We start from the raw sequence: 12,980 nt of genomic DNA, 5'->3' as shown, positions 1-12,980 counted from the left end.
AATGCCAGACAAGCCACTTAATCTGCATCGCAAACAAGCCTGACCCACACGTTTTTTACACGCGAGCCTGATGGCTCATGGGACATTCACAGAACACCAGTTCAGCCATCATCTGCGCATAGCTATCTGCGCCCAAAAACGCACTCAAGCCGCCTTTCAAGCTGAAAATCGGTGACCTGAGCGCTTGCTGCGCGAGGATTCTCGCCGCCTTCTGGCTGCGAACACCCGACTGGCAGTAAATCACGATCGGCCTGTCGTCCAGGCACTGTGCTGCCCACTCGCCCACCTGCCCTAACGGTACATGTTCGCCACCGATCGATACCTGTTCGCGCTCATGCCCTTCACGCACATCCATCAGATGGATCGACGTTTCACTGATCAGCGCGGCAAAGTCGTCAATGCTCAGCACAAAGTCATCGGTGACGCCTGGCGCGCTACAGACTTGTGCCATTTCTTCCAGCACTGGCGGGCGCAGCGGGTCCCTGAGGGGGTTATCGGCGACAGGCGAAAATCCGATCTGCCGGCTCGTGGCCTCAAGGGCGTCGTAGACCATCAGGCGGTTGATCAGCGGCCGCCCGATCCCGGTAATCAGCTTGATCACTTCATTGGCCTGAAAGCAGCCAATCATGCCGGGCAGCACCCCCAGCACCCCGGCTTCTGCGCAGTTGGGCGCCAACGCGGCGTCAGGCGGAGCATCGTAGAGATCACGATAATTGGCGCCACGACGGCCTTGCTCATCCAGCGCGTTGAACACCGTGACATGCCCCTCGAACTGCATGATGGCGCCATATACCAGCGGCTTGCCGCCATAGACACAGGCATCGTTGATCAGGTACTTGGCGGTAAAGTTGTCAGTGCCATCGACAATGATGTCGTAATCGGCCACAAGCGCCTGGGCATTGTCGAGGTTAAAGCGCTCGATCCAGGTTTCGATCTCGATGTAGGGATTGAGTTTTTGCAAACGCCGCTTGGCGACATCGGCCTTGTTCTGACCTTTATCGGTGATGCGAAACAGCACCTGGCGGTGCACATTGGACACATTGATCTGGTCGGCATCGATAATTCCCAGCCGCCCCACCCCGGCAGCCGCCAGATAAAGCAGCGCCGGGCACCCCAGGCCGCCCGCTCCAATCATTAGTACGCTGGCATTTTTCAATGCCAGCTGACCTTTGACGCCGATCGCGGGGATCAGCAAGTGACGGGAATACATCCCCATCTCACCCGCGGTAAGCTGGTCATACTCGATCGCATTAGCCTCCCTGCTCATGGTGTTGCTCCCTTCACTTTTTCAGGATCGGGTTGACGAGACAGGCAAAAAGCCTGATTCGCATTTAAAACGCTTCAATCACAATCGCGGCCAATGTATTGGCGCGCGTCAGGTTGAAAACATGATGTGCAAAATACAGTTTGCCCTGCAGCCGATAAGCCTGGGTTTTAACACGGCCCTTTTCCAAAAGATAAAAAGGGCAACGCCATTCCATGTAAATAGTATTCAGGGCCAAGCCCAGTGAACTGGCAAGTTCACCTGGATCTTCCTGCAGGGAATCGATTAATGACTCCCTGCTTTCCGAGGCCAGTGTAGGCAACTCAAAGAACGCCCATTGATCAGCCACTTCACAGCGATGTCGGAACAGGGTGAAGTCATGTTCAAACTCGGCACAGAGTTGCCCATGCTCTTTCAAGTTTTCCAGTTGTGCCAGCAAAGGTCGTTCAACCCGTGAAGGGTCAACTTCTTCGGGAAGAAACTTCTGTAAAAAAGCGGGCCGAATAACCCCTGGGGTTGCGGACAGTGCTTCATCACCATCCAGTTCCAGCAGTTTCCAGCGAACCTTGACCCTGGCAACCACCACGCCCTGGGCACGAATCAGGTGCAGTACTTGAAACACAGAGTTGCCCTGGCGCACCTTGAATTCATCGACCGACACCGAAAACTCGTCGGCCGAGAACATTTCAAAAGGTTCGACATATTCAACTTCGGCGCCCACAGCCACCATGCCCTGATGATATTCCTTGATCATCCCCGGAAAGGAAACTGACAGATAGGTACTGCCCCAGGACCACATCGAACTGAAACTCAGCAACATCAGCGAATGGGCATGAAACTGGAAAGGTCCAAACAGCATGGACTCTACCGGATGGGAAACCTTTATTGTTCTGGTTTGCATAGCATCAACCCCCGGCTATCGCAGTGAAAATATCAATACAGTCACCCTCACCGCCTTTACTTACCTGAGCTGCCGCGTCAACTTTTTCGCCATTCAAAGAAATCAAATAGCCTTTTTTAACGTTGCGATCCTTATCGAAAATAATATCCTTCAATACCGGATAACTCCCCACCAACGCGTGCAGCGCATCGCCCACGGTCTGAAAACCATCCCCCTCAAGTTGCAACTCTTTTTTGTAGTTAACAAAACGTGCCAAATTGCCTGACAACTTGATCTTCATGTTCAACTCTCCTTTTTTGAAGAACGCCGGGACATCATGTCCAGGTCGTGCACCATCCGAATCCCCATATCAACCTTGAGCTTTTCCTGCGGATCGGCCCCTGCCACCAGGGCCGTAAAGTCACGGTGCGCCCGGCCGATACCGCTGCTTTCGGTATAGCCCCAGCCCCCCGTCAGGTTCAGGGCCTGGAGGGCGATTTTGTTCACATCCTCCACCGCCTGATACTTGGCCATTGAAGCCACTGCATCCCAGTACACGTCAGACTCTTGCCTGACCTGACGCTCCAGTGAGTAATGGACCAAGGTGCGGGATGACTCAAGCGCCATATACATTTCACCGATACAGGCCTGAACATGCTGCATATCGATCAACTGCTGATCGTAACGCACAGTGTTTTGCAAATACGCCACGGTGGTTTCAATCACGGCGCGGGCGCGCCCTAAAAACAAGGTGGTTTGCAATGAGCGCCTGCAATTAAGGAAGTAACGCTGCGCAAAACTCAGGCCGTCCGTGGCCAGCAACAAGCGGTGTTTATCCAGTTGCACATCTGTCAATGTCAAACAGGCAATCCCTGTTGAACGACAGCCATGCATCACGCTCGGTGTCACCACAACACCCGGATCGTCGGCGTGCACAAGAAACACTTGCATGTCCGCAGTATCACCATGGACAAACAGCAAAAAATAATTCGCCGTCTCACCGCCGGTAACGATTTTCTTCACGGCATTAACCGTATAGGTTTTACCGTCCGCAGAGGGCACGGCACGGGAGACAAAAGAAAAAGCATCGGCATCTTCTGTATAAGCAAATGCACCACCTGTTTTACCCTCAATCAGGTGAACCAGGTATTCGTTATTTATATCCTCTCGCCCCACCGCAATTAAAAAAGAAATAAATGACATCCTCACGGATATCAAAAAGGGAAACGATAAGTCCGCGGATAAATACCCGAGCTTTTCCAGCACACGGCCCCACTGGGCATAACCAACTTCCTGACCACACCACACGGCGGGCAAGTTGTATTTATACAACCCCCGTCGGGCAAACTTTTCTATCAGCGCGTTGGAAATAGGAATAGAGAGACGGTCACGTTCTTCGACGGTGCAATTAAGCTCCTTGTCAATCAGTGTGCCGAAAATAGCCTGAATATCACCCGCACCTTGCCAGTCAACATTCATCGTAGTTCCTTCTACGTCAAATGATTGGAAAGCAGGCGCGACAGAAAACCGGTCCTGGAATCGTGTCGCGCTGCTTAGTGCGAACAGATATTAGGTCAGAACTAAAAACATGCAAGGCGCCTTAGCGCAAATAAACCCGACCCGTTAAATATGACACCGCTCATACTCTTCTAAGTTACCGATAACGCTCACTATTAAAAATGAGACTGTTGGCATCATTAACGTGACCCGCTGGCGCGGCGATCACACATCCAGCCATTCGGATTTAGCGGGTGCCTTGCAGCCGCACATTGTGCGACGACTGCGTCTACCGACGCAGCCTCACGCCGCTTGTCAGCGACTACACGTCCTTGCCTGCAACAATCAACGCGCCGTAAACGGCAACTTGTCCAGAGCACAGTCGTTCTTGAGCGTTGACGGCTCGAGCATCAACAGAGGCGCTCCGGTGTCCTCGTTGAAGATTTTGACCTGGCACGAATCGTAAGTCTCGGGGCTCTCGACAATGCCTCCCTTAATGACATAACGGGCAGCCGGGGCGAACTCGCTGACGAATTCGATCTTGCATCTACGGCCGGCATTAGCTGCGCCATCCACTACCAAATGGATGGGTTTTGCCGCTTCTACCGGGATAAAGCCTGCTGGCCGGGATGTTTTGTCCCGCACGGCGAACAATTGCCGACCTGGCTTCACCGCCACGGTCCTGCCGTACTTGCAGCCCACAATCGGAGCTTCGGTCAGGGTCAGGTAGTTTCGATAATTGCTCAAGGCGTCCATTTCGCTGCGGATCTGCGCCTGAAGGGCACCGGGAGGGGGCGTGTACTGCTGGACCTGGACGCAACCTGCAGTCAGCAACACCAGCACACCAAGGGGAAGCACTTTCATAATCGTCTAAATCCATTTGAGTTCGAAGAAGAGCCTTCAGGCAGGATACGGGCCGTTCAGCGGTCGTGTTCCCATATTGTTCCCATACTGCCCTTTTTCAGACGCCAGAAACCACAAACCCCCGACTTTCTCTAGGAAAATCAGGGGTTTGTGTTTACTTAATGTGGCGGTGAAGGAGAGATTCGAACTCTCGATACAATTTCTTGTATACACACTTTCCAGGCGTGCTCCTTAAGCCACTCGGACACTTCACCGTATCTCTTCAAACAAGTTATGTCTGTCGAGGCGCGCTAATGTAGTCGAAAGCTTTCGATATGACAAATGTTTTTTTCAGAATTTTCATGTGCTTACGAAAATAGTCGTTTTTGAGGCATGCCCTTCGCGGGTGATTCTGCCAAATTCCGGTTCTGACGCGCTGCTCTCTCGGCCCCGATCGCTGCCCCGCTGCCTTCTATATAGAGGGCGAAGGCCAATCCCATGACTCACCAGTCAGTCATAGCCCTTTACCTGTGCCGTGGGGCTGGGTAACGTCTGCCCCACTTCATAACAAGGAATTGCGCCATGAGTGACTTGATTGCCTACCACCTGGAAGACGGTATCGCCACGCTGACCTTGAGCAATGGCAAGGTCAATGCCATTTCACCGGATGTGATCACTGCGTTTAATGCCGCGCTGGACCGCGCCGAGCAGGATCGCGCGGTGGTCATTATTACCGGGCAACCTGGCATTCTCTCGGGCGGTTATGACTTGAAGGTGATGACGGCCAGCCCCGAGCAAGCCATTGAGCTGGTCAGGCAGGGGTCGACCCTGGCTCGCCGCATGCTGGCGCACCCATTCCCGGTGGTTATCGCTTGCACCGGTCATGCGGTGGCCAAGGGCGCATTCCTGTTGTTGTCGGTGGATTACCGCATCGGCGTCGAAGGCCCGTTCAGCATCGGCCTGAACGAAGTGCAGATCGGCATGACCATGCACCACGCCGGCATTGAACTGGCCCGCGACCGGCTGCGCAAATCCGCATTCCATCGCTCGGTCATCAATGGCGAAATGTTTAACCCGCTCACCGCCGTCGACGCAGGCTTCCTCGACAAGGTGGTCAAGCCGGAAGAGTTGCAGGCCGCCGCCCTCGAAGTGGCCCGTCAGTTAAAGAAGATCAATATGAAGGCGCACAAAAACACCAAGCTGAAGGTACGCAAAGCGCTGCTGGAGACGCTGGACAAGGCCATCGAGGAGGATCAGCTCCACCCGCTCTGACCCCGCCCCCTGTCGACGGGTCCCGATTGCAGCCTGCGGTCGGGATTCTCCCTCCCCTGGCCTTGAGCCATATCTTGCTGAACATCTCTAGCCCGCCCCTCAACAAGCACGTTGAAACAACTGCTTAAACTTCAGTCATCTCCTAGTTGTATCGGGGTAATTGCTGAATACAGTGCACATCCGTACACTGCGCCGACTTTTGTTTTCGCGAGCCTGTAAATGCTACTTTCGATACGTATGTTGTTGATGTGTCTGCATTTTATGATCGCAGGCGTGCTGGGTGTACTGCTGGGTATCTGTCGTCCTTTCAACCCGGACAACAGTCGTCTGTGCGCACGACTGTATGCCTGGCCATCCAGATGGATCCTGGGCTACAAGCTCAAGACCGAGGTTGGGCCGTTGATGGACAAGCCGCAAAGCTGTGTGGTCATTGCCAACCATCAATCCAACTACGATCTGTTTGTGTTCGGCAACGTAGTGCCGCACCGCACGGTGTGCATCGGCAAGAAAAGCCTTAAGTGGGTACCGTTGTTCGGCCAACTGTTCTGGCTGGCGGGCAACGTGCTGATTGATCGGGGCAACGCCCAGAAAGCCCGCAAATCGATGCTGACCACTACCCGCACCCTGCAGGAAAAAGACACGTCCATCTGGGTTTTTCCGGAAGGCACGCGCAATCTGGGCAAAACCCTGCTGCCCTTCAAAAAAGGCGCATTCCAGATGGCGATTACTGCCGGAGTGCCTATTGTGCCGGTGTGTGTCAGCACCTATAGCCAGCACCTTAAGCTCAACCGCTGGCACAGTGCCGATATCCAGATCCGCTCCTTGCCCGCGATCCCGACCGCCGGCCTGACTCTGGACGACATCCCGCAACTCATGGAGCAGTGCCACGAGCAGATGCGCGAGTGCATCGAAGCCATGGATCGAGAGTTGCTGAGCCAACAAAACCGTCACGTGCCGCCCGTGGCAGGGCGCAACACGACTGCGTCCAACCCGAACCTCTGAACGTTTGTAGACTCAAAGTGGTGGATTGCACGCTAAGCTGCATCTTCGTGCCATAACCCTTTGAAGAAGAAGCGATTAGAACTATGGGGAGAGTTGTTGCTGCTGCGGTTTACAGCGCAGGCAAGAAAGTCACCAATATCACTCTGGACGAAGGGATCGAGTGGGCCAAAAAGCCCGACCACTTCGTCTGGATTGGTCTGGAGCAGCCCGACGCGCAAGAGCTGAGCAACTTGCAGCGCCAGTTCAATCTGCATGAACTGGCCATCGAAGATGCCCTTGAGCAACATAGCCGGCCCAAACTCGAAACTTTTGGCGACGCGCTGTTTATCGTTATCTACTCGCCCATTCGCCATGAAGGCCAACTGGAGTTTGTAGAAACCCATATCTTTGCTGGCAACGGCTACATCATCACCAGCCGCAATGGCCACTCGGCTTCGTACAAGTCCGTGCGCCAGCGCTGTGAGGCTCGCCCGCTGCTGCTGGAGCATGGCGAGGACTTTGTGCTGTACGCCCTGCTCGACTTCGTGACTGAGAGCTATCAGCCCGTCAGCCAGGCCATCCACGCCGAAATTGAACAGCTTGAACAAAGCATCATGGGCAATGCCCTCAATGAAGCTGACATCGTGCACTTGCATGGCCTGCGCCGCGACGTGCTGCGACTGCGCCGTTATGTAGCGCCCATGGTGGAAATCAGCGAAGAACTGCAACGCCTGACGTTCCCCTTTATCGACAAGAACATGCGCCCGTATTTTCGCGATGTGCAGATTCATGTCACCCGCCAGATGGAAGACCTCACCAACCTGCGTGATATCGCCACCCAGACGATTGAGATCGTCGTGTTGCTGGAGTCCTCGCGCCAGAGCATCGTGCAGCGCAAATTCGCCGCCTGGGCGGCCATTTTGGCCTTCCCCACGGCAGTGGCGGGCATTTACGGGATGAACTTCCAGAACATGCCGGAGCTAAGCTGGCATTACGGTTACTTCGGCGTACTGGGGTTTATTACGCTGGGCGTGACCGGCCTGTGGGCGAGCTTCAAGCGCTCTGGCTGGCTGTAACCTGCCCCGTGGGAGCGGGCTTGCTCGCGATTCAAACAACTCGGCGCATCAGCGATGCCGAGTAGAAACCATCGCGAGCAAGCCCGCTCCCACAAGAGCCAAACCGGGTATCAGGCGGTTTGCGGCTTGTGCGAAACAAAACGCATCATCCACTCGGCAACCGTGCGCCCATGATGGTCTTGATCCAGGCTGGCGATGCCGGAGCTGTAGATCTGCTCGCCCAAATGTTCCTGGCGCAGGTCAAGCAAGGCCCGCGAATAGTCGTGGATAAACTCGGGATGCCCCTGGAAGCACAGCACCTGGTCGTTGATGTGGTAAGCGGCAAACGGGCAGAAATCGCTGGAGGCGATTACCGTGGCGTTTTCCGGCAAGGCCGTGACCTGGTCCTGGTGGCTGATCAGTAGCGTCAACTCTTCAACCACAGGGCTCATCCACGGCGCCTTGGCGGCCAGCTTGTACTGATGGGTTCCGACGCCCCAGCCCTGGATGGCGCGCTCGCTCTTGCCGCCCAGCAGAAGCGCCAGCAATTGATGACCAAAACAGACGCCGAGCAGCTTGTCGCCTCGTTCATAGCGGGTCAGCAAATAGGTTTTCAAGGTCTGGATCCAGGGATCGGAACCAAACGAGTCAGCTTTGCTGCCGGTTACCAGATAAGCATCGAAAGACTGGTCGTCAGACGGATACTCGCCATGCATCACGTTGAAAACACTGAATTGTGCCGCGATAGGCTGCGTGGAGAACAGGCGCACGAACATCTGCCCGTAACCCTGATATTGATCAACAAACTCTGGACGCAGAATGTCGGTTTCCAGAATGCAGATGCGTAGCGACATAAAAGTACCTGGCACGATAAAGGCGAAAGTAGTGATAGCAACTCGACAGAGCCTGCCTTGAAAGGGTAATTCATGGCAAGTACTGAACGTAGTAATGCCCCCTTGAGCCTCACGGCACCGGGCTTTTGCAGGGCAAAACCTGGCTGGACAATGCTCCCGGACGAACGGTAGGGCGCTAAGAATATTGACGAGCAAAGAGCCCGTTGCGTCTAGCAACGGGCTGACAGGGCGAACTCAATAAACCTAATAGCGTTTTAGAAACTTACTGCACTTGAATGATGTTAAAGGGTTCTAAGCCATATCTTATGGGGGCTCTAAGGTTAAGCCTGTCGTCAGGACCGCTTTGTTTTCAAGGCGTGGTGTTCTTGGCGCAGGCATTGTCGTTCAGGAATAACAAAAAAAGGCAGATAGCCATGTTCAAACATACGAAAGTACGCCAGGCCGGACTCATCCTCTTTGCTACCACCTTGCTGCTGATCTTGCCGAACTTGACCAAGGTCATCGGCTAAAGACTCGCCCAAATACCGAAGACGCGCAGCTGCTGCGCGTCTTCGTCGACTACAGGTTGCGGGGGCTAATTGCCTGGCGCAAAAACCAGAACGGCCAGCCCTGAGGCCAGCCGCTAACCGGTCAAACATCTATCAATTCAACAGGCCGCGCACCTCCTGCTTTACACCCCAGCCTTCAATAATGCCGCCCAGGGGTACCACGACAGCTTCAAAGTCCTGCTCAAAATCACCGATACCACCATAGGTGGCGTACATCACTTTGCTTAATTCCAGATACCACGCCCCGTCATCACGCACATTGATTTGTGCGTTCAGGGATTCACCACAAAATTTACCTGCAGCCCTGCGCGCCCGCTCCTCGTCCGGGAAGATCGCGTAAAACTCGATTGGATGGATGCGTGAAAAATCAAAACCGCCTTCTTTCATGCGGCGCAGCACATAGCTGCTGAGGTCTTCTTGATGGGCTGTGCTCATGAAACGTCCTCCTCGCAATGGATAGACATTCAGCGCTCCCCTATCGGCAGCAGGTATGCCGTGACAAGGGGAGTAATAAGCATGTAGCGAACAAGATCAGAGCCAGTCGATTACTTCGCTGGTCTGGATGCAGAGTAGCTCCACGGCGCAGTGCCTGCCAAGGGGGTAAGCCATGAAATTCAACAGGTTTTACGCTTGCCTGCAAAACCTGCACCCGGCACCTGGACAGATGCGCTGCCCAGGACCAGGCATGCCCGATCAGCGTTATGGCTTTTCAGCACGCTCCTTAAGCCCCTTGAGGGTATTGAACGGGGCATCGACCACAAACTTGTTGGCCAACCAGGAAGGCACGCTGCCGCCCGGCTCGGTATGAACCTGATACGTCACCTCGGTCAAGTTGTCGCCTTTAGGCACAAGCTTCCAGAAACCATTGACCTGAGCCACCCGCACAAAGCCCTTTTCTTCCGGGACGTAGGTCGGCATGCCTTTGAGCGTACGGGTCAGGCTGCCATCTGCGCCCTGTGCAGTCGTCACCAGCAGCACCGAGTCACGCGGGGTGACCGGCCAAGGTGTTTTGAACTGGGTGTAGGTCCAGCTCTGATCGCCTTCATGCTTGAGCAGCTTTTGCGATTGGCATTCATGGATCCAGGCGCAAGCGCCCGCCACGTCTTCCTGTATTTTGCTGATCTTGGCCAGCGGCGCCTTGATGGTCGTCACGCCCTGGTAGGCCTTGTATTGGGAGCCGGCGACTTCACTCAGCGAGACCTTGATGCCGTCCTGATCCTTGGCGACCTTCCAGTCTTCGGCCTGGGCCACGCCCACCAGCAGAACACTCAAACCACATACCAATGCCACTCGATGCAACGAACCCATTGTCTTATTCCTTATTGTTGAAGGTCTGTTCACTGGTCACAAACACACTATGCCGCGGTCATCTGCTCCCACCAACCGATCAGGTTAATGGCTTCTTCCCGGTTATTGCCGCATACCTCGATGTCGGCCTTGAAGTCGCCACAGACTGCAGGACGTTGTGGCTGGCCGAACAAACCACACAAGTAGTCGGCTGAAAGATGCAGGCAGCGTTCCCCGGCCGGCTTGCCATTGGGCATGCCAGGCAGCGGTGTACTGATGGAAGGGGCGATGCAGCAAGCGCCACAGCCTTCACGGCAATTCATGACGTTAGCACCTCATTCGGGGCAAAGTGTGTTGATGACAAGGGATAGTACTCGCTGGAACAGGTGTTTGAAATTGACCGTTCAGCAGAATGTGCTGATAAACGACAGTGACTGAGCAGTCAGTTTAGAAGCCTGTTTTTGAGCACTCGACACTTATTGCTTGAACTCGAAATCCAGCGCAGCGCCTTCGATTTCATTGTGACGGGCCTCATTGCGCAACTGCAGGTTCATCTCATTGCTGAGCAACCGCCCGTTGAGCTGAAAAGGGCTGTCTTCGGCAGGTTTCTCGCCAAACATGTTGGGCAGCAACGGCTTGTGCACAGGCATGGGAACAGTGCCCAAAGGATGCAGTTGCTTGACCATCTCGGGCGGCAAGCGCAAGTCGAGAGTCGCCGCAGGCAATCGCTTCTTGGCGATTTCATGGGCCGACTTGGATTTGGATGCGATGGGTGCACGCTTTTTGACCGGTGCCTTTTTCGCACTGGCGCCAGGCTTGGCGGGCGAGTGGGCAGATTGCGCCTGACTGGAGGTTGATGGAGGTTGTACCGGGGCCGCTGTCGCAGCCACAGCATTGAGCGCACTCAAGGCGCCCACCAACAAAAGGCCAACACAAAATGTCGCTCTCATAACTCCCACAGCTTTAACGGTTCAGGTGCGTATGCTCGCGCTTTACGCACAGGGTGACAAGGTGATTATGGTCAAAATGCCATCCCGGCAGCTACCGAGCTTCCTCCATACAGGCCTGCGGCTTCCTGGCAGAGCTGATTGGCAAGCATGCCAAGGGTCATCAGGGCCCGATCGGCTTCCCGGTTCCAGGGTGTGGCACAGTTAAGTCGTATGCAGTGGTTAAACTGCTCGGTATTACTGAAAATCAGTCCCGGCGCGATGCTGATACCTTGCTGCAGTGCCCGGACATGCAGTTCCTGGGTGTTGACCCGGCCCGGCAAACTGACCCACAAGATAAAGCCCCCGCTAGGCCGTGACATCTGCGTCCCTTCCGGGAAGTGCTGCTGAACAGCCAGCTGGAATGCACTCAGGTTCTTTCTGTATTCCTGGCGGATATAACGCAAATGGCGGTCGTAACCGCCGTTTTCAAGGTAAGCCGCCACCCCCATCTGCGTCACACTGCAGGCCGAATGGGTGGTAAAGGTTTGCAGACGCTGGATTTCCTGCTGAAACTTGCCGGCGATCATCCAGCCGATACGCACGCCGGGGGACAGGGTTTTGGAAAAACTCGAACAATAAATGACCCGATCCAGACGATCATAGGCTTTCAGCGCCTTGGTGCGCCCAACCTCAAACATCAACTCGCCGTAGATATCGTCTTCGACAATCTGGATATCAAAATCGGAAGCCAGACGCAGCAACTGCTTTTGCCGCTCTTCTGGCATGGTCCCGCCAAGGGGATTGCTCAGGCGCGTGGTCAGTACCAAGGCCTTGATCGACCATTGATTAGCCGCCAGCTGCAAGGCTTCCAGGCTCATGCCAGTAGCCGGATCGCTGGGGATCTCGATGACTTTCAAGCCCAGCAGGTCAGCCAGTTGCAGCAGCCCGTAGTAAGTAGGCGACTCAGCCGCGATCAGGTCTCCGGGACGGGTCAGCACGCGCAACGACATTTGCAGTGCATCGACACAGCCGTGGGTAATGATCACTTCGCTGGGATCGACCACCACCCCAGCGTCACGCATGCGGATTGCCACCTGCCGGCGCAACGGCTCAAAACCCGGACTGAACATGTAGCTGAACGCCCGCGGGCTATGAAAGCGCGTGACCTTCGCCAATTGCTGATGCAGCGCCCGTACAGGCAAGTAATCGACACTGGGCACGGCTGCGCCCAGCGGGAACACGCCTTCGCGACGGGATTCGACCAATACTTGCTGGATGATGCTGCTGCGGGTGACAAGGCCCGGACGCTCCACGCGTGCGATATCAGGCGTGGGCGCAGTCAATGCGGGGGTCTGGTGCACGTAATAGCCGGACTGCGGCCGTGCCCTGATCAAGCCCTGATCTTCAAGATTGGCGTAAGCCTGCAACACCGTGGCATGGCTCACGTTGAGCTGAGAGCTCATCTTGCGAACCGAAGGCACACGTTCGCCAGGCTGATAAACGCCACGCCGAATATCCTCAGCCAACTGCTGAGCGATACGTTGATAGAGCAAAAGGTTGGTCATGGCGC

General features: G+C 55.1%; 14 protein-coding genes and 1 tRNA gene. 3 read left to right on the top strand and 12 right to left on the bottom strand.

The features are described 5' to 3' along the window. Window positions 1–55: 55 nt before the first annotated feature. The 6 genes from AC19YQ_RS03235 to AC19YQ_RS03210 form a co-directional block, all read right to left on the bottom strand. Window positions 56–1,267, bottom strand: coding sequence for a ThiF family adenylyltransferase (locus tag AC19YQ_RS03235; protein ID WP_500594569.1), 1,212 nt, complete (start codon window positions 1,265–1,267; stop codon window positions 56–58). 64 nt (window positions 1,268–1,331) lie between these two features. Then, window positions 1,332–2,123, bottom strand: coding sequence for a hypothetical protein (locus AC19YQ_RS03230; protein WP_500594568.1), 792 nt, complete (start codon window positions 2,121–2,123; stop codon window positions 1,332–1,334). A gap of 46 nt (window positions 2,124–2,169) precedes the next feature. Continuing rightward, a complete protein-coding gene (locus AC19YQ_RS03225) occupies window positions 2,170–2,445 on the bottom strand; it encodes a MoaD/ThiS family protein (protein WP_339474333.1) in 276 nt (91 codons plus the stop codon). A gap of 2 nt (window positions 2,446–2,447) precedes the next feature. Then, window positions 2,448–3,623 carry an acyl-CoA dehydrogenase family protein gene (locus tag AC19YQ_RS03220; RefSeq protein WP_500594567.1) on the bottom strand — a complete coding sequence of 392 codons (1,176 nt, stop codon included), beginning with the start codon at window positions 3,621–3,623 and terminating at the stop codon, window positions 2,448–2,450. Between the two features lie 363 nt (window positions 3,624–3,986). Further along, the gene (locus tag AC19YQ_RS03215; RefSeq protein ID WP_500594566.1) at window positions 3,987–4,505 is read right to left on the bottom strand and encodes a hypothetical protein; all 519 of its coding nucleotides are present in this window, start codon (window positions 4,503–4,505) and stop codon (window positions 3,987–3,989) included. Window positions 4,506–4,669: 164 nt separating this feature from the next. Further along, window positions 4,670–4,759 (bottom strand) — tRNA-Ser (locus AC19YQ_RS03210). A gap of 307 nt (window positions 4,760–5,066) precedes the next feature. On the opposite strand from AC19YQ_RS03210, the gene AC19YQ_RS03205 reads away from it, so the two are divergent. The 3 genes from AC19YQ_RS03205 (at window position 5,067) to AC19YQ_RS03195 (ending at window position 7,813) form a co-directional block, all read left to right on the top strand. Further along, complete coding sequence (locus tag AC19YQ_RS03205) at window positions 5,067–5,756, top strand: crotonase/enoyl-CoA hydratase family protein (protein ID WP_339474341.1); 690 nt, start codon at window positions 5,067–5,069, stop codon at window positions 5,754–5,756. Window positions 5,757–5,975: 219 nt separating this feature from the next. Continuing rightward, window positions 5,976–6,758 carry a lysophospholipid acyltransferase family protein gene (locus AC19YQ_RS03200; protein ID WP_500594565.1) on the top strand — a complete coding sequence of 261 codons (783 nt, stop codon included), beginning with the start codon at window positions 5,976–5,978 and terminating at the stop codon, window positions 6,756–6,758. A gap of 83 nt (window positions 6,759–6,841) precedes the next feature. After that, window positions 6,842–7,813: a magnesium and cobalt transport protein CorA gene (locus AC19YQ_RS03195; RefSeq protein WP_339474345.1), complete on the top strand. Its 972-nt coding sequence runs from the start codon at window positions 6,842–6,844 to the stop codon at window positions 7,811–7,813. A 110-nt stretch (window positions 7,814–7,923) separates the two neighbouring features. On the opposite strand, the gene AC19YQ_RS03190 is transcribed toward AC19YQ_RS03195, so the two are convergent. The 6 genes from AC19YQ_RS03190 to AC19YQ_RS03165 form a co-directional block, all read right to left on the bottom strand. After that, a complete protein-coding gene (locus AC19YQ_RS03190; protein ID WP_339474346.1) occupies window positions 7,924–8,646 on the bottom strand; it encodes an amidotransferase in 723 nt (240 codons plus the stop codon). 641 nt (window positions 8,647–9,287) lie between these two features. Beyond that, window positions 9,288–9,629 carry a ribonuclease E inhibitor RraB gene (locus AC19YQ_RS03185; RefSeq protein WP_019827425.1) on the bottom strand — a complete coding sequence of 114 codons (342 nt, stop codon included), beginning with the start codon at window positions 9,627–9,629 and terminating at the stop codon, window positions 9,288–9,290. A gap of 264 nt (window positions 9,630–9,893) precedes the next feature. Next, window positions 9,894–10,502, bottom strand: coding sequence for an START domain-containing protein (locus AC19YQ_RS03180; RefSeq protein ID WP_133075622.1), 609 nt, complete (start codon window positions 10,500–10,502; stop codon window positions 9,894–9,896). A 47-nt stretch (window positions 10,503–10,549) separates the two neighbouring features. Continuing rightward, window positions 10,550–10,804 carry a YkgJ family cysteine cluster protein gene (locus AC19YQ_RS03175; protein WP_133075623.1) on the bottom strand — a complete coding sequence of 85 codons (255 nt, stop codon included), beginning with the start codon at window positions 10,802–10,804 and terminating at the stop codon, window positions 10,550–10,552. 153 nt (window positions 10,805–10,957) lie between these two features. Further along, a complete protein-coding gene (locus tag AC19YQ_RS03170) occupies window positions 10,958–11,431 on the bottom strand; it encodes a translation initiation factor 2 (RefSeq protein WP_219262513.1) in 474 nt (157 codons plus the stop codon). A gap of 71 nt (window positions 11,432–11,502) precedes the next feature. After that, on the bottom strand, window positions 11,503–12,975 hold the full coding sequence (locus AC19YQ_RS03165) for an aminotransferase-like domain-containing protein (RefSeq protein ID WP_339474350.1): 1,473 nt from the start codon (window positions 12,973–12,975) through the stop codon (window positions 11,503–11,505). Window positions 12,976–12,980: the final 5 nt, after the last annotated feature.

It is taken from the genome of Pseudomonas sp. MF06569 (assembly GCF_059862735.1).
Note: the sequence above shows the minus strand (reverse complement) of the source record. Positions and strands in the feature narration are given on the sequence as shown.